The organism is Paenibacillus selenitireducens, assembly GCF_002021565.1.
In the GTDB taxonomy this organism is placed as follows: domain Bacteria; phylum Bacillota; class Bacilli; order Paenibacillales; family Paenibacillaceae; genus Paenibacillus_K; species Paenibacillus_K selenitireducens.
Genome location: NZ_MSZX01000008.1, coordinates 217,208 through 234,428, shown reverse-complemented (window position 1 = coordinate 234,428; position 17,221 = coordinate 217,208). Strand labels below are relative to the sequence as shown.

At 46.1% G+C, this 17,221-nt stretch carries 16 protein-coding genes; all 16 read left to right on the top strand.

Annotated features, from left to right (window positions below; all coding sequences use genetic code 11):
• Positions 1-25 precede the first annotated feature (25 nt).
• On the top strand, positions 26-706 hold the full coding sequence (locus tag BVG16_RS20420; RefSeq protein ID WP_078501029.1) for an ABC transporter ATP-binding protein: 681 nt from the start codon (positions 26-28) through the stop codon (positions 704-706).
• A 12-nt stretch (positions 707-718) separates the two neighbouring features.
• Positions 719-3,133, top strand: a complete 2,415-nt coding sequence (locus BVG16_RS20415; RefSeq protein ID WP_078501027.1) for an ABC transporter permease — start codon at positions 719-721, stop codon at positions 3,131-3,133.
• Positions 3,130-3,822, top strand: a complete 693-nt coding sequence (locus BVG16_RS20410) for a response regulator transcription factor (RefSeq protein ID WP_078501025.1) — start codon at positions 3,130-3,132, stop codon at positions 3,820-3,822. The genes BVG16_RS20415 and BVG16_RS20410 overlap by 4 nt, the downstream gene beginning before the upstream one ends.
• A gap of 7 nt (positions 3,823-3,829) precedes the next feature.
• Positions 3,830-5,071, top strand: a complete 1,242-nt coding sequence (locus BVG16_RS20405) for a HAMP domain-containing sensor histidine kinase (protein ID WP_078501024.1) — start codon at positions 3,830-3,832, stop codon at positions 5,069-5,071.
• A 114-nt stretch (positions 5,072-5,185) separates the two neighbouring features.
• A complete protein-coding gene (spoIIID, locus tag BVG16_RS20400; RefSeq protein WP_078501022.1) occupies positions 5,186-5,473 on the top strand; it encodes a sporulation transcriptional regulator SpoIIID in 288 nt (95 codons plus the stop codon).
• A 142-nt stretch (positions 5,474-5,615) separates the two neighbouring features.
• Positions 5,616-6,617 carry a rod shape-determining protein gene (mreB, locus tag BVG16_RS20395; protein WP_078501020.1) on the top strand — a complete coding sequence of 334 codons (1,002 nt, stop codon included), beginning with the start codon at positions 5,616-5,618 and terminating at the stop codon, positions 6,615-6,617.
• A gap of 48 nt (positions 6,618-6,665) precedes the next feature.
• The gene (locus tag BVG16_RS20390) at positions 6,666-7,556 is read left to right on the top strand and encodes a flagellar hook-basal body protein (protein WP_078501018.1); all 891 of its coding nucleotides are present in this window, start codon (positions 6,666-6,668) and stop codon (positions 7,554-7,556) included.
• A gap of 53 nt (positions 7,557-7,609) precedes the next feature.
• Positions 7,610-8,458, top strand: coding sequence for a flagellar hook-basal body protein (locus tag BVG16_RS20385; protein ID WP_078501016.1), 849 nt, complete (start codon positions 7,610-7,612; stop codon positions 8,456-8,458).
• Between the two features lie 24 nt (positions 8,459-8,482).
• The gene (locus BVG16_RS20380; RefSeq protein ID WP_078501014.1) at positions 8,483-8,710 is read left to right on the top strand and encodes a DNA-directed RNA polymerase subunit beta; all 228 of its coding nucleotides are present in this window, start codon (positions 8,483-8,485) and stop codon (positions 8,708-8,710) included.
• Between the two features lie 112 nt (positions 8,711-8,822).
• Positions 8,823-9,353: a CDP-alcohol phosphatidyltransferase family protein gene (locus BVG16_RS20375; RefSeq protein WP_078501012.1), complete on the top strand. Its 531-nt coding sequence runs from the start codon at positions 8,823-8,825 to the stop codon at positions 9,351-9,353.
• A 284-nt stretch (positions 9,354-9,637) separates the two neighbouring features.
• Positions 9,638-10,075: a 3-hydroxyacyl-ACP dehydratase FabZ gene (gene fabZ, locus BVG16_RS20370; protein ID WP_078501151.1), complete on the top strand. Its 438-nt coding sequence runs from the start codon at positions 9,638-9,640 to the stop codon at positions 10,073-10,075.
• 91 nt (positions 10,076-10,166) lie between these two features.
• Positions 10,167-11,885: a phospho-sugar mutase gene (locus BVG16_RS20365; RefSeq protein WP_078501010.1), complete on the top strand. Its 1,719-nt coding sequence runs from the start codon at positions 10,167-10,169 to the stop codon at positions 11,883-11,885.
• 101 nt (positions 11,886-11,986) lie between these two features.
• A complete protein-coding gene (locus BVG16_RS20360) occupies positions 11,987-14,002 on the top strand; it encodes a DUF5693 family protein (RefSeq protein WP_078501009.1) in 2,016 nt (671 codons plus the stop codon).
• Positions 13,978-15,120: a polysaccharide pyruvyl transferase CsaB gene (csaB, locus tag BVG16_RS20355; protein WP_078501007.1), complete on the top strand. Its 1,143-nt coding sequence runs from the start codon at positions 13,978-13,980 to the stop codon at positions 15,118-15,120. Before BVG16_RS20360 ends, csaB begins: the two co-directional genes overlap by 25 nt.
• Positions 15,121-15,196: 76 nt before the next feature.
• Entirely contained in the window at positions 15,197-15,889 is a 693-nt protein-coding gene (locus BVG16_RS20350; RefSeq protein WP_078501150.1) for a WecB/TagA/CpsF family glycosyltransferase, read from the top strand.
• A 116-nt stretch (positions 15,890-16,005) separates the two neighbouring features.
• Positions 16,006-17,139, top strand: a complete 1,134-nt coding sequence (locus tag BVG16_RS20345) for an MraY family glycosyltransferase (RefSeq protein ID WP_078501005.1) — start codon at positions 16,006-16,008, stop codon at positions 17,137-17,139.
• Positions 17,140-17,221: the final 82 nt, after the last annotated feature.

Here is a 17,221-nt window from a genome sequence, read left to right as displayed (position 1 = left end):
GGGATAGGTTAAAGAGGTGTGTTCAGTGGATATTATACAATTAGAACAGGTAGAGAAAGTCTATGGAACAGGGGAAAAGGCGGTGGCCGCATTGCGCGGTATCACCTTGTCCATTTCGAAGGGGCAATTCGTAGCGATCCTTGGGGCATCAGGCTCAGGCAAGAGTACATTGCTTCATATGATGGGCGGCTTGGAGCCTCCTACTTCAGGGACGGTGTACGTCGAAGGCGAGAACATTTATCGGATGCCCGATGATGCGCTCGCTATTTTTCGTCGGCGTAAGGTTGGCATTATATTTCAGGCGTATAATCTTGTACCCATGCTTAATGTGGAGGAAAATATCCATCTCCCTGTGCTGCTGGACCATGAGCAAGTGGATCAAGAATATTACCAAGATATCATGGAGTTACTGGGAATTCAGTCTAAACGATATGCCTATCCAAGCGAGTTATCTGGAGGTCAGCAGCAGCGGGTCTCTATTGCGAGAGCATTGATCCATCGCCCGTCTTTTATACTCGCGGATGAGCCGACAGGCAACTTAGACAGCAAGAAGAGCAAAGAAGTATTGGAACTCTTACGGGTTTCGGCTAAGCGCTACCATCAAACCTTGGTGATGATTACGCATGATCTGAGTATCGCAGAACAAGCGGATCGCGTGGTAACGATCGAAGACGGAGCTATCATATCGGATATTTCATATCGCTAAGGAGGGACCCCCGTGTCCGTATACAAGCTGCTTACGCATAAGTACCTGAGACATCATAAGCGACGCACTTGGTATACGATTCTTGGAATCGTATTGTCCGTTGCCTTGATCACATCCATGGGGACATTCTTTATGGGTCTGCAGCAGCAATCGCGTGTTCAGACGGAGCAAGAAGTAGGCACGTACCATTATTTGCTGACGAACAGTACGCCAGAAATGCTGGAGAAGCTGCGCGCCAATCCATCTATTGCTAGAATCGGGCTGATGCATACCGAACAAGTTCAATTGCCGAACGGGGAGAAAATGGTCCTACATCATATGGACCCGATCGCCAAACAGCTGCTTCCCTTCCATCAGATTACAGGAGATGGGCTTATTGTTAACAAAATGCTCCTGTATCATCTAGGATTACCGATTCAAACAGGAGAAATCATTACCCTTAAGGGATCGAAGCAGGAATATAAGCTTCCGATTGCCCAGGTGATCGCGGATGATTCGCATCGGTTATTTGGCTGGGATACGATTACGGCCTACCGTACGGTGGATTATGTGGAGGACAACAATGCTACCGTGTACCTAAAGCTTGCGAATGGTGCAAATTTAGAGCGGATGGATGACTATTTGCGGGAGCTTACGAGTTCATCGAATATTGTAGCGAACACCCCTTTGCTGGCGTCGCTGCCGAGTTACTATTTGAAGCCAGTGCATTTCTTGAACCTTCTCTATTTTTCATTCCCCGTGCATATTGTGGTCTTGATGACCTTTGCTTTCATCTATAATACCTTTCAAATGAGTGTGGTCGAGCGAACCCGACATATTGGACTGCTGCGCTCTTTGGGCGCGACGAAGCAGCAAGTGCGTCAGATGATTTTCTATGAAATCCAATGGGTCAGCATGGTGGGCATCCCGATTGGACTGCTGCTCGGGGTCTACGGATTGCGTTTGGTTGCGTTTATCTACCGTCTTTGCTTTGAATCGGGGTCGTACTCCATTCTGCACGTTAATTTTACCTTCTCCCCGTTGGTTATCCTATTCAGCGTTATCGTAAGCGGGATTGCGATCTATTGTTCTGCTTGGCTTCCTGCAAGGCAGGCCGTTCACATCGCACCCATGAATGGGCTGCGCGCTGTGGATCAAGGAATGAGAGTGAGGCGTCCTGCGCCCAACAGACTAAGCGATGTATGTCGACGGTTACTCGGCATTGATAATATGTTGGTCCTTCGCAGCATGCGAACGAGCAGGAAAAAGTTCTATATGAATATTTTTTCGCTCACCTTAAGCGTGTTTTTGTTTACGATTTTTACGTACCTCTCGAGTGCTGTCATTCTGGGTAACATGGGTTCAACGAAGCAAACAGCTGATTTTACAGTTCGCAATGAGCTTCATTCTATACGGTTTATATCCGATGTCACCCAGGCATTAAAGGGGATGAAGGGCGTCGGTACAATCGATGTAAAGGATATGGATCATTCAGCTCACATCTTATTGCAGCCAATCGTGAAGGAAGAAGATCCGCCGCATGAAGAAATTCAAGTGGATGGCAAGGCTTATACAGATTATCGCGGAAGGCTCTCCCTGTTCCGTGAAGAGAATATCCCTTATTATGCAGCACATGTATTGGAAGGAAAGGTACAGGATATTCAGGAGGATGTTACACATGTCATCGCAGTGATCGGTTTCAATGAAAGTTACCCGAAAATCAAGGTGGGGGATGAAGGGTATTTGTCCGCGCGGCAAGAATTGGAGTCCAAGAGCTCCATCCCAGGTCATGATGTCGTGAAAATTAAGATTGCGGCTGTTGTGCGTGGCAATCAACCGGGTAATCTTACATCCATTATCGTGCAACCGGACATGTACGAGCGACTGACTGCGCAGGAGGGAGCTTTGCTTGTTCCTATCGGTATGGATATTTACTTACAAGATGTGGGGCAGGAACATACCGTCTACCAAGTGTTGAAGCAGAAGCTTGAGTCGCGTTACGGGTATGTTGTGGATAGCAAGGTGAACAGTGAAAAAGACTTTTCATTAGGAGGCCTTCAAATTTCCATAATGTTATATGGATTTGTGATTGCTATTGTCATTATAGCGAGTCTGAACATCGTCAATACGCTTGTGATGAATTTATGGATGCGGCAAAAGGAATTCTCTTTATTTCGGGCCATGGGCTTGTCACAGCGCAGACTTCAATCGATGATTGTCAAAGAAGGCTTATTCTATGGCATGATTAGCGGGGGCCTAGGAGGGCTCTGTTCTTACGGATTATTATCTTTAATTTACTTCAGCACGGGACGTTCCTTAGATATGTGGATATGGATGATGATTCTAGCTCCGATTTGCATGGTTACAGGGATCGGATACGTTGCTGCTAGGATTGCGATCAGCTCTATGAAAGCAAAACCTAATTTTCAAGGGAGGGTGTATGATTGACGCGACTATTATTGCTTGAAGATGATGTATCGCTTGTATTTGGATTGGAATTTTCCTTGAAAGCGGAGAAGTATGAGGTCACTCATGTCGGGTTGGTCGAGGATTGCAAGGAAGTGATCGATCAGGAGGAATTTGATATTGCGCTGCTCGACGTGACGTTGCCGGATGGAAGCGGGTATGAAATATGCAAATACATTCGCGAGAAATCAGATATGCCGATTATTTTCTTAACGGCGATGGATGATGAAGTGAATGTTGTCCTTGGATTAGACATTGGTGCGGATGACTATATTACAAAACCATTTCGCGTTCGCGAACTGATCTCAAGAATACGTGCCGTATTGCGTCGCAAAGGTTCTCAACCGAGCGATGCGATTCTAAGAAGCGGGGATATCGCGCTGGATCCAGGACGGGCTGTATTGCGTAAGCAAGGGGTCGACATTCAATTAACGGCCCAAGAGTATAAGCTGCTGCTGATTTTCTTAACCCAGCCGGAGACGATTTTGAGCCGTGATGAAATTCTGGACAAGCTTGCCAGCGACAAAGGGGAATTTTTCGGAGACAACACGTTAGCCGTATATATTCGCAGACTTCGTGAGAAGATTGAGGAAGATATCGCACAGCCAAGTTATATCGTGACGCATCGCGGAATGGGGTATAGCTGGAATAGACATGTGGTAAGGGAGTAATGCGAAGATGAGATTGCTCGATAATCCAGAGGTGCGCAAGGATACGAGAATGGGGATGCTGCTCATCGGTTTGATGGTGATTGGTGTGCTCATCGGATTGTGGCGTTTCGAACAGCAGGTGAAGTTGCGTTATGTCGAAGGGCAAGCTGCCATCGTAGGGATGCTGCTCCAGGACCATCCGCAATTGAAAAGCGAAATCATCCCTTTGCTGACGAAGAAGCCTAGTGAAGAGCTGATTGCGACAGGTCTAGACGTGTTGCGGCAATACGGGTATGAATCCTCCTTGAGCTCGAAGTTGATTCTTCCATTTCATGATGCATTTAAGCAGCTGTATCTCATTATCGGGGTCTTGCTGTTAATCGTGAGTCTATCGTTTATCCTCTTTCAATATCGTCGGAATCGATATATTTATTCGCGCGTGCGGCAGTTAACTTCCTATGCGGATCATGTGCTAGAAGGTAAAGTATCTACGCCGCTGCCTGAAATGAAGGAGGGGGATTTCTCGAAGCTTGCCTACAGCTTTAACCGGATGCGGCTAGTTATTCAGCGCAACATTGAGGATTTAAAAACAGAGAAGCAGTTTCTCGTCCAGCTCATGTCAGATATCTCTCATCAGTTGAAAACGCCTCTATCGGCGTTGACGATGTACAACGAGATTTTATCGGAGCGGGATCTATCGATGGAACAACGAACCCTCTTTCTTGATCATAGCAAACAACAACTAGAACGCATGAATTGGTTGATTCAGAGTCTTCTAAAGCTGGCCAAGCTTGATGTCGGCGCCATAGAGTTCCACCGCGAACCGCGTTCGCTGCAACAGACGGTACTCGAGAGCGTGGAGATGATTCACGGGTTGGCAGAGCAACGCGGGGTGGCGTTGGTTGCCGATTTCGATTCTCACGAAGCCAGCATGATCAAGCACGATAAAGAGTGGCTGATTGAAGCGTTATTGAATGTGTTGAAGAATGGAATCGAGCATACACCAGCGGGCGGCATCGTTCGCGTGGAATTGGAGACGGGAACAACCTTATGCCGAATTCATATCCAGGATCAAGGGGAAGGGATCGAGCGAAGTGAAATCCCGCATATTTTCAACCGGTTCTACAAAGGGAAAAAGAATAAAAAATCAGGTTCCGTTGGGATTGGCTTGTCCCTCAGTAAATCGATCGTCGAAGGTCACGGCGGTGTTATTGACGTGCAAAGTCAACGGGGAGAAGGCACGAGGTTCACTTTTTTGATCCCGAAATAACGGGCTTTTGAAAATATTTGTACACATTTGAGCTTGTCAGGCTTGGAAACAAAGAATATATAGGCACGCCCCTCATATAATGTACCAAACTATCTCGAGTAGGGAGGCGGGAGCGTGCACGACTACATCAAAGAGCGAACCATTAAAATAGGCCGTTGTATCGTGGAGACGAAGAACACGGTTCGTACGATTGCGAAAGAGTTTGGAGTGTCCAAGAGCACGGTGCACAAGGATTTAACCGAACGACTGCCGGAGATCAATTCGGAGCTCGCAGACCAGGTGAAGCACATTCTGGAATATCACAAATCGATAAGGCATTTGCGGGGAGGCGAAGCAACGAAGATTAAGTACAAAAAAACGAGCAGTAAAAAACGCGAAGCTATTGTAGCAGGGAAATCCTAGATCGAAAAGTGCCGTAAGTATCAATTGCTCATTGAAACGAAAGTGTGGTAATTTATAAAGATTGACATGATATAAAGGAAATCCTCGTTTCGTGTCGAACTTCTTAATATTAAAACTGTACTTTTGGAGGACATGGTCAATTATGCTTAGCAAGGATATCGGTATCGATCTTGGCACAGCGAACGTGCTGATTCATGTGAAAGGCAGGGGTGTCGTTCTCGACGAGCCTTCTGTAGTTGCAATCGAAAGTGAAACAAAAAGAGTACTAGCGGTTGGTGAAGAAGCAAGACGCATGGTCGGTCGTACACCGGGAAATATCGTTGCGATTCGCCCTCTGAAGGATGGAGTTATAGCGGATTTTGAAATCACAGAAGCGATGTTAAAGTATTTCATTGATCGCATTGGCGGTCGGAAGTGGTATAGTCACCCACGTATTTTGATTTGCGCACCGACGAACATTACGTCTGTGGAACAGAAAGCCATTCGTGAAGCAGCGGAACGTTGCGGTGCGAAGGAAGTATTCTTGGAAGAGGAACCGAAAGCGGCAGCCATTGGGGCTGGAATGGATATTTTCCAGCCTAGCGGCAATATGGTCGTGGATATCGGTGGCGGAACGACTGACGTTGCAGTGCTCTCTATGGGCGACGTCGTTACCGCCTCTTCTATTAAAATCGCAGGGGACAAGTTCGACGCGGCGATTATGAAATACATTAAGAATAAATATAAATTGTTGATTGGTGAACGGACATCCGAAGATATTAAGATTAATATCGGTACGGTATATCCGCATGGACGGCAGACGGAGATGGATATCCGCGGACGTGACATGGTCACAGGATTGCCGATTACGGTGACGATCAACTCCAGTGAAGTGCGTGATGCGCTTTGGGAATCGGTCACAAGCATTGTGGCAGCTGCGAAATCCGTATTGGAACGGACTCCGCCGGAATTGTCTGCTGACATTATTGATCGTGGTGTCATTCTGACGGGTGGCGGCGCATTATTGGACGGATTGGACGAGCTGTTATCCGAGGAGCTTAAAGTACCTGTATTAATTGCTGAAGACCCTATGCATTGCGTGGTAAAAGGGACGGGCATTATGTTGGATAATTTAGATAAAGTGGTTAAGAAAAGCTTCTTGTAAACCGATATAGTACTCATATGTGTATCGTCTTATAAGAGGAGGACTTCCATGTTAAGAGGTTTATATACAGCGGCTTCAGGAATGATGGCGCAACAGCGTATCCATGATACCGTAACGAATAATATTTCGAATTTAAATACACCGGGATACAAGCAAGTGAATGCGGTTGAGCGTTCATTTCCGGAAATGCTTGTATCCTTGATGGGTGCAGATCATAAACCTACAGGTTCCCTTGGCCGGTTGAATACAGGCGTGTTCGCCGAGGAGAGCTTGCCTCAATTTACGCAAGGGGATATCACGGAGACGAAGAGTGCCTCTGATTTTGCGCTCGTGGTTGACTTACAAGCCGTAGATCCTGCGACGGGTAACCCCATTGCCTTTGATGCGAATGGAAGAGCCGTTCTGCCGAGCGGAGAAGTCATGTACAAGCCGCAAGCGTTTTTTACCGTGCAGAATGCGAACGGGGAGACACGTTATACGCGTGACGGGAAGTTTAAGGTGAATGCGGACGGCGAATTGTTAAGCAGCACGGGTGCCAAGGTACTAGGAACGAACGATCAGCCGATCAAGCTGCCGGTACCGATTACGGAACTTCGTATCAATGATAAGGGCGAATGGCTCGACGCGACCACAGGGCGCACTGTTGGCGGCATCAGCCCCTTATTGATTACCCGAATCGAGAACCCGAACTTATTGCTTCGTGAAGGCGATGGAAATTTTAAGTTTACGAATACAGCGGATGAAGCTAGCGCTTCCCCCATCGTTACGACAGAAGCATTTCAGATCCGTCAAGGTTATGTGGAGCGTTCTAACGTAGATGCAACCCAAGCTGCGATCGATATGATGGCTGCAGCACGCGCTTATGAAGCGAACCAGAAGATTATTCAGTATTATGATCGCAGCTTAGACAAAGCCGTTAATGAAGTAGGACGCGTCTAAGATCGTAAGCTTCATTAAGCGGGTGCCCCGCGTAACGTAAAAGGAGATTGAACGTGAATAACTCGATGATTTCAGCGATGGTATCGATGAGCGGCATTCAGCAGAAATTAGATGTCATCTCAGATAATATGGCGAATTCCAATACCGTAGGCTATAAAAGCAAAAAGGCGTCCTTCGAAGATGTATTGACGAAGGTTCAATCCCATGAGCCCAAAATGAAGCAGGATGGACGCGCGACCCCTTTAGGGTTTACACTGGGATGGGGATCCAGAATGAGCAGCATGACGGAAGATATGACGCAAGGGTCGATGAAGACGACAGATGTTCCGACAGACCTTGCCCTTGAAGGTAATGCTTTGTTCGAAATCGCGCTGGATGACCAAGGGAACCATGCGTGGACGCGAGATGGTTCTTTCAAATTAAGCATTGCGGAGAACGATTCAAGTTATGGGTATTTGACCACGAATCAAGGTCACATGGTGCTGGATACGGCTGGGAACCCCATCGCGATCCCGAACGGTTATCATATGAAGATTGATGCGACAGGATTTGTTACGGTGGCTATGCCGGATGGTTCAGACCCGATGGATATCGGTCATATCAAGGTGGTAGAACCGAAACAACCGCATCTCTTGAAACAGATTGACAATAATATGTATGTACTGCCAGATGGTACGGCTGCAACCGCGGCGAATACGATTATAGGTAACGTGGATCTTACGAATCCTGCTAATGCATCGAAGGGCATTGCAGTACGTCAAGGCGTATTGGAGCAATCCAATGTGAATCTAGCAGACGAAATGGTTGATCTCATGCAGGTGCAGCGCGCATATCAATTAACAGCCAGAGCGTTAACATCCAGCGACACGATGATGGGACTCGCGAATAACCTGCGCGGCTAGTGCAGTTGAAGTGGGGATTGTAAGATGAGTGAAGAGCAGTCAAATAAGAAGAATACGCATAAGCCTCGGGCGAAGAATCGTAAACCAATGTGGTGGAGAATCGTAAAGCCGCTTATTTTTATCGTGGTCTGGATTCTTGTGATCTACGCCGGTATGACGGTGGGGTATGTTGTCATTGGCAAGCAGCCGATCGGCGAAGTATTCCAATTTAGCACATGGAAGCATGTATTTGATCTTATTTTTGCAAAATAATTTAGATTAACGAATAGATTAACGAAATAAAACTCCTCGGACGGGGAGTTTTATTTTTATTAGTGGAGTTGTATAATGATTGGGAGAACTGTGAGAATGGGGGGGACAAAGGTTGAATGCGCCCAATTTAATCACGTTGGCCCGCTTTGTGCTTGTTCCCATATATATTCTGGTCTTCGCTTATGGTCCTCGGTATTCAGCATTTCTCATCATTGTTGCAGCGGGACTCACGGATATAGCGGACGGTTATATTGCACGAAGAACGAATCAGATTACAAAAGTAGGCGTTATGTTAGATCCGCTCGCGGACAAGACCATGATGCTTGCCGTGATGGTAACTCTGCTATGGTCGGGAGACCTCTCGTGGAGTGCTGTCACAGCGATGGTAATTCGCGATTTGGGGATGATCATCGGGTCTGCTTTTTTTCATTTTAGAGGGTATAAAACAGTTCCAGCGAATTGGATGGGGAAATTGACAACCGTATTGCTGTACGCGGCAATCATGTGGATCTTTTTCCAGTTTCCTTATGCGCAAGAGTTCCTATGGGCTGTTATTATATTCTCGTTTGTAACCTCAGTCATGTACATCGTGAAATTTAAAGGCTTAAATGATAAAACCTCTACTGAGGTCTTTCACAGATGATAAGGTGAGAAAACCTCTATCGAGGCCTCAGCGAAGATGAGCGACCGCGTTTAGATGCAGGTTTTATCGCCAATAAGAAAGTCGTTTTCGGATGTCGAAAACTTATACTTTCTGATGTGGTCAAAAAGAGCTTATTCATGAAAGCATAAGCTTTCCTAAATAAGCTCCTTATCTCAACCTTCACGTTCTGCAGTACATGAAGGACTCTGGTAGTATTTGTTGATGAAGGTATTTTTATTCATATGCCGTTTGATACGGTATACATAATGGAAGGGGCTATGATTGTGTTAAATACGAAGCAGATCCAAGAAATTATTCCGCATCGGTACCCATTTTTGTTGGTTGACCGCATTATTGAAGTAGAAGAAGGCGTACGTGCCGTTGGTATCAAAAACGTAACGATGAACGAACCTCACTTTGCAGGTCATTTTCCAGGATATCCTGTAATGCCGGGTGTGCTGATTGTTGAGGCGCTTGCTCAAGTTGGTGCAGCATCGATCTTAATGAAAGAAGAGAACAAAGGAAAGATTGGGTTCCTAGCAGGTCTTGACGGTTTCCGATTCCGCGGACAAGTGACGCCAGGGGATGTTCTCCGTCTTGAAGTGGAGATCACTCGCTTGAAAGGTTCGATCGGCAAAGGAAAAGCGACAGCAACGGTAGAAGGCAAGGTTGTTGCCGAAGGCGAGATTATGTTCGCGTTATCGGATGGCAAACTTGAATAATCCGTTCACAGCATAGATAATAATTTATGGATGAGCCGAAGTAGGATCGAGAGATAACAAATATGGATGATTGGAAGGAGTTTACTTACTAATGACACAAGAGAAACGTAGTGCGCAAGAGATTTATGAGAGCTGGCTTCAAGACCATTTGATCGATGAGGCGACTAAGCAAGAATTGAAGTCGATTGCTGATCAACCGCGTGAAATTGAAGAACGCTTTTATAAAGAATTAGAATTTGGTACGGGTGGTTTGCGCGGCATCATGGGTGCGGGTACAAACCGTATGAATAAGTATACGATTGGACGGGCTACGCAAGGGTTCGCTCAGTTTATTCTGAAGCAGCATGAAGGACAGCCTGGTAAACCCTCTGTTGTCATCGCTTATGACTCCCGTAACAACTCTCCGGAATTCGCTCTTGAATCTGCACTTGTCCTTGCAGGTAACGGGATCGTAGCAAAAGTATATAAAGCGCTTCGCCCTACACCGCAATTGTCTTATTCCGTTCGTGCTTTGCAAGCTACAGGCGGAATTGTCATTACGGCAAGTCATAATCCTCCAGAATATAACGGATACAAAGTGTATAACAGCGAAGGATGTCAAGTCGTTCCTCATGAAGCAGAGCAAGTGATTGCTGATATTCAAAACATAGCGTCTTTCTCGCAGATCCGTACCGTTTCGCGTGAAGAAGCAGAATCCCAAGGTCTTCTTGTTTGGTTAGGCGAAGAGGAAGATCAAGCTTATATCCAGACCGTTGCCGCAGAGAGCAAGAACAAAGCGCTTATTGCACAAGAAGGCGGATTGGGCGATAACTTCCGTATCGTTTACACCCCATTGCATGGATCAGGGAATATGCCTGTTCGTCGGGTACTTGAGGAAATTGGGTTTAAGCATGTATATGTGGTACCCGAACAAGAACAACCGGATGGCAATTTCTCAACGGTGAAATCACCGAACCCGGAAGAACGCGAAGCATTTACGCTTGCCGTGAAGCTTGCGGAAGAGGTTGATGCGGATATTATTATCGGTACGGACCCAGATGCAGACCGTATGGGTGCGGTTGTGAAGAACAGTGAAGGAGAATACGTTGTGCTCTCCGGCAACCAATCCGGTGCCATTATGGTGTACTATGTATTAAGCCAAATGAAGGCTGCGGGTCAACTGCCATCGAACGGAGCCGTTGTAAAGACCATCGTAACGAGCGAAATGGGAGCTACCATTGCACGTCACTTTGGTGCAACCGTCATGAACACACTCACAGGATTCAAGTATATCGGTGAGAAAATGACGCAATTCGCGGCAACGGGAGACTACACCTACCTATTCGGATATGAGGAAAGCTACGGCTATCTTGCAGGAACTTACGCACGAGATAAAGATGCGATCATCGCCTCCATGTTAATTAGTGAAGCTGCGGCATATTATAAGAGCCAAGGCAAGACGCTCTACGATGTCCTTCATGATCTCTATGAATCCTTTGGATATTTTATGGAGAAGCTAGAATCGCGTACGTTGAAAGGAATCGACGGCGTCGCTCAAATTCAAGCGATCATGACAACGTGGCGTGAACAGGCACCGGCAGAAGTTGCGGGTGTGAAGATTACAGAATGCATCGACTATTCTGCAGGAGTGGACGGATTGCCACCTGAGAATGTGTTGAAATTCATGTTAGAAGATGGATCATGGTTCTGCTTACGCCCATCGGGTACGGAGCCTAAAATCAAAATCTATTTCGCGGTACGCGGACAATCCTATCAAGAATCCACCGAAGCGTTGGATCGCTTAGTTGCTGCCGTGGTTGAACGTTTGTAATTAGTTGATATATAGTTGATATATACAGGACCTCTTCGGAAGATCTCGAATTTTCTGAAGAGGTATTGGAATTTTAGGTACTTATTTTAGGAGGTTTTTCTGTGCTTCAACGTTTGCATCCATGGAACACACGTTTTCGCTCTTGGTTATGGTGGGTTGTTATCGTAGGTATTCTCGCTGCGCTTCCGGTGGTTTATGATCGGGTTCAGACGGAGAATACGTCCAAGAAAGTTGAAACCGTATTTGATTATCGCCATTTGTTAGATGTAGCGGCTTTGCAGCCGAACCCCGAAGCTTTCGTTCAGGAATGGTTGGGAAAATTAAAAGAGGCGGGCGTGGAATCGATGGCGATGTACGAAAGTACGTTGTCTGAATTTAAATCAAGCCGTCGCATTTTACTATATAACGCAAACGATGTTTCTTTGCTGACGGGACAACCTGTTAGCTTGAACGAAAATTACACGTATCTGTTGTTTACGAACAAAGCGAATGAAACTGCACTTTCTCCAATCATTCGCAACACGTTTACGAGCCTTGGCTATACGGTGAATTACTGGACTCATAATGGTATGGACGGACTGAAGATTGAGACATCGCCTGATGATGCACTCATGAAACCGATGCCGCAGGATCCGATTACGATGCAAATGCTTCATGATCGCGGATTTCAAATCGTACCGAGATTAACGGATGCGCTGCCGTATAATCAACAAGCAACAGAAGAGACGCTTGCGAAGTTTCATGATCTAGGCGTTAAACGTATTATTTTCGAAGGTGAATCCGTAAAAGGGTATAATGACAACGCTGAAACAGGATCTTTAACCGATTTCGCAAATCGCCTTACGAAATACGATATCGGAATTGCTACGATTGAGAACTTGAAGAAGCCGCAAAAGGGAATTGAAAAGTTATCTTATCTCATTGATTATAATGTTGTACGGTTGTATTCGTTAAGTGAGAAAGATTCGTCCTTATCGCCAGCAACCATATCCGATCGTTTTGCATTAGCGACGAAAGATCGCAACATTCGGATGCTGTACCTGAATACGCAAGCAAATAAAGATGTGACGAAAGCTCAATTAACGAACACGTTGCCGAATCTTGTGAATAGCTTGCAAAAACCGGGGAATGCATTGAAAGCTATTGAGGATAATGGATTCACGCTTGGACAAGCCGAGCCATTCCAAGTACATCACTCCAGCTTGCAGCATTATCTGAAGCTTGTTGTGGTTCTGGGGGCTGTTGCATTTATTGCTTTGCTAATTTCGTATTTTATTCCTGTACTGATTTCACCCGCTTTTATCATCGGATTGATTGGTGCAGCCGGATTGTACAAATTAAAGCCTGCTCTCTTGGAACAGGGACTAGCTCTTGGGGTTGCCATTAGTGCACCGACGATTGCAATGATCCTTGTCATTCGGAAGACGCAGCAATTGCGGGAATCGCACGGCGATTTATCGGGTTCGAAACGGATCATGAGCACGCTCATTCAATATGTCAAAACAGCGATTATTTCGTTCATGGCTGTGCCGTTTATGATTGCGTTGCTCAACAATATTACTTATAGCCTTGTGTTGAATCAATTCCGTGGTGTGAGCTTGCTCCATCTCGCGCCAATTGGCCTCATTGCCCTTTATGTATTCTTGTATTGCGGCGAATCGGTTATGAAGGAACTGCGGAGATGGCTCAGTATGCCAATTACAGTCATTATGGTTGTAGGTGTGGCCATTGCTGGTGCAGCGGGATATTACTATTTGACAAGAACAGGAAATGAAGGACAAGTTTCTTCTATTGAAATGGTATTCCGTTCTACGCTTGAAAATGTCATTGGCGTTCGTCCTCGTTTTAAGGAGTTTATGCTTGCTCATCCATTGTTCTTAGTTGGCATGTTTGTAGGGCTAAGATATGCATGGGGACGATTCCTATTCATTATTGCGGTGATGGGACAATTATCTATGGTTGATACGTTTGCGCATATTCACTCTCCAATCATCATCTCGTCAATCCGTGGTCTGCTTGGATTAGGTCTTGGTCTTGTTATTGGATTGATTGCCATTCTCGTGTGGCAAATCGTTGAAAGGTGTTGGAAAAAATGGTCACCACTCCTCGTAGAATAGTCATCTCTGGATATTACGGATTTAAAAACAGCGGGGATGAAGCGGTGTTGAAATCCATTTTGACAGCATTGGAGCAGGAAGCGAATGCACAAGGGATTACGGTGGCGCCTATTGTATTGTCCAACAATCCGCGCTTAACCAAACGATTATATGGTGTACAAGCTGTCAATCGGATGGATATGCGGAAAGTACTTCGCGCCATCTATACGAGTCACGGATTAATCAGCGGGGGAGGCAGCTTGCTACAAGATGCAACTAGCAAGAAGACAATCCCGTATTATCTGGCCGTTATTAAGCTCGCTCAATGGTTATGGAAACCAACGTTCATCTATTCACAGGGTGTAGGCCCTGTGAATAACAAGGCGTTTTTTCCTTTTATCCGAAATGCCTTTAAGAAAAGCAAAATGGTATCGGTGAGAGATATCGAATCCGCAGAACTGCTTCAATCCATGGGATTGGGAGAAGAATTACTTCATGTCGTACCCGACCCTGTGATGGGATTGCCGTTATCGTCAGATCCCGAGATTCAAGCGGAGGATTTAGGGGTAATGGAGATGGGAGATTCATTGCCGATCGTAGGGGTTTCGCTGCGGTTCTGGCGAGAGGATCGATCTGATATGAACCGGATCGCCGAAGCACTACGGTTGCTCTGTGAAGATCGTGCGGTGCATTTACGATTTTTGCCTTTCCATATGCCAAGTGATGAAGAGGCATCGCGTTATGTGATAGAACGAATTGGTGATATTGCTGAGTTAGGATGTGAGATCTCGATCTGTCCATCCCTCGAGCAGCCGCAAGCCATGCTTGCCGAAGTAAGCCGTTGTGAATTGTTGGTAGGTATGCGATTGCACTCGTTGATCTATGCAGCATCCCAACAGGTACCGATGATAGGGATCTCCTACGATCCAAAGATTGATAATTTCTTGAATCGGTTAGGCATGGAAGCAGCAGGGACGACGGAAGTATTGAATCCGGATCTCCTGGTTGGAGAAGCTACATACTTGATGAATAACCGTTCGCAATGGCAGCAGGATAAAGCCGAGGCGATCGCAAATTTAAAAGATCAGGCTAGTGAACCAGCGGAACTAATTGTAGAATATTTTCGTTTAAAAGGATGAGTCGACTGTGAAAGCAACCGAACAACAAGCGATCAAGAAAATTTCAATCTTCGGCGTACCGTTCTCGACGTTGACCATGCGGGAGACCGTTGATTATTTAACACAAGTCGTAGAGCGGCGCGAGCCCCATCACATCATTACGGCCAATCCGATTATGGTCATGGCTGCTGTGAATGATGAGAAGATGATGCGCGTGATGAAGCAAGCTGATCTGATCGTTCCGGACGGCGCGGGGATCATCTGGGCAGCGAATTATGTGAATGAACCGCTACCTGAGCGAGTTACAGGGTTCGATCTACTGCATGAGCTTATGCGTGTAGGGGAGCAACGCCGTTGGCGCGTATTTTTATTGGGAACGACGCAAGAAATCATCACGGAAGCTGCCAATAATCTGAAGCTGCAATATCCGCTCGTAGACATCGTGGGTGTGCAGAATGGATTCTTTGGCCCGACGGAAGACGATGAGGTAGTGGCCCGCATTGTGGAAGCCGCGCCAGATATGCTGTTTGTAGCTCGTTCCGCAACGACGCAGGAGCCTTGGATTGCACAATTCCGGGATCGGCTGAATGTACCGATCATGATGGGGGTGGGCGGCAGCTTCGATATCATTTCAGGGAAGATGAAACGAGCGCCAGTCATTTTCCAGAAGCTTCGTTTGGAGTGGTTCTATCGTCTTGCGAAGGAGCCTGCACGGTACAAGAGAATGCTTGCGCTCCCGAAATTCGTCGTGAAAGTGGTGCGCGAGAAAGAAAACGTAACAAAACCATAAGAATATCGGAGAAATCTCATGAAAATTCGGTGGAATGCGAAAAAATAAGGATAGCAATTCGAATTTGAACAGAGTATAATTCATTCCGGTAGAGAAAATGGGGGTTGAAAAGACCAATGGGAATGGTGTATGGAATTGGCTTTATTCTAGCATTAGGGTTGGCCTTAGGTTTAACGCCGCTCGTGAAGAAATTTGCGGTCAAGGTCGGCGCGATGGATATGCCGAACGCACGTAAGGTGCATACGAGAATTATGCCGCGATTAGGCGGGTTAGGTATATTTTTTGCATTTGGACTCGCGTTTGTGGTGTTGCTGCCATGGCTTCCAGACAATTTGCTTGCTAGTGATAGAGAGACCAATTTAGTTAGAGCGTTATTTGCTGGCGGATCCATCATTGTATTGATCGGGGCGTTGGATGATAGATTTGAATTATCTGCGAAGGTGAAATTGCTAGGACAAATCATCGCAGCATGTGTTGTCGTCTTTGGATTTGATGTGACGATGAACTTTGTGAATATCCCATTTGGGCACGGGAACTTCTCGATGCCGGATTGGGTGGCGATTCCACTAACGATCATCTGGATTGTGGGCGTAACCAATGCAATCAACTTGATTGATGGCTTGGATGGCCTTGCTGCTGGAGTATCGGGGATAGCGATTACTACGATTCTTGTCATGGCGATCATCATGGGGAATACAACAGTTATTCTCATCAGCTTGCTATTGTTAGGAAGTATCGTCGGGTTTCTATTCTTTAACTTCCACCCTGCGAAGATCTTTATGGGGGATTCGGGTTCGTTGTTCTTAGGATTCAGTCTAGCGATGTTATCGATGCTTGGATTTAAACAGGTAGCCGTCGTATCGTTCTTAACGCCGCTGTTCATCATCGGTGTTCCCTTATCGGATACGTTCTTTGCGATCATTCGTCGTTGGAGAAACAAGAAGCCGATTTTTGCACCGGACAAAGGCCACTTGCATCATTGTTTGCGAGAGCTGGGCCTAAGCCACCGTAAGACGGTTCTTGTCATTTACGCGATTGCGGCATTATTCGGGATGTTAGCCATTATTCAATCTGTGGCTGCTGCGCATGAAGCGAATTGGGTAACCTTTATCGTCGTTTTTATTCTTTTATTCTTATTACAGATTGGTGCCGAGGTCATTGGGATCGTCGACAAACGGAAGAAGCCTGTGATTAATTTCTTCAGTCGCGTGATTATGAAGACCGAAACCGAAACACAATCGAAATCATAGATCTTATTTATAAATGTAGAGCCCTTATCGGAATCCGATGAGGGCTCTTTTCGCATGCGTCTACTTTTTCCGCGAGAAAACC

What these genes read in the sequence shown, in the direction of transcription:
- BVG16_RS20405 (WP_078501024.1), top strand. Translation starts at nt 3,830, where the DNA reads ATGAGATTGCTCGATAATCCAGAGGTGCGCAAGGATACGAGAATGGGG.
- mreB (WP_078501020.1), top strand. Translation starts at nt 5,616, where the DNA reads ATGCTTAGCAAGGATATCGGTATCGATCTTGGCACAGCGAACGTGCTG.
- BVG16_RS20390 (WP_078501018.1), top strand. Translation starts at nt 6,666, where the DNA reads ATGTTAAGAGGTTTATATACAGCGGCTTCAGGAATGATGGCGCAACAG.
- BVG16_RS20380 (WP_078501014.1), top strand. Translation starts at nt 8,483, where the DNA reads ATGAGTGAAGAGCAGTCAAATAAGAAGAATACGCATAAGCCTCGGGCG.
- BVG16_RS20365 (WP_078501010.1), top strand. Translation starts at nt 10,167, where the DNA reads ATGACACAAGAGAAACGTAGTGCGCAAGAGATTTATGAGAGCTGGCTT.
- csaB (WP_078501007.1), top strand. Translation starts at nt 13,978, where the DNA reads ATGGTCACCACTCCTCGTAGAATAGTCATCTCTGGATATTACGGATTT.
- BVG16_RS20350 (WP_078501150.1), top strand. Translation starts at nt 15,197, where the DNA reads ATGCGGGAGACCGTTGATTATTTAACACAAGTCGTAGAGCGGCGCGAG.
- BVG16_RS20345 (WP_078501005.1), top strand. Translation starts at nt 16,006, where the DNA reads ATGGGAATGGTGTATGGAATTGGCTTTATTCTAGCATTAGGGTTGGCC.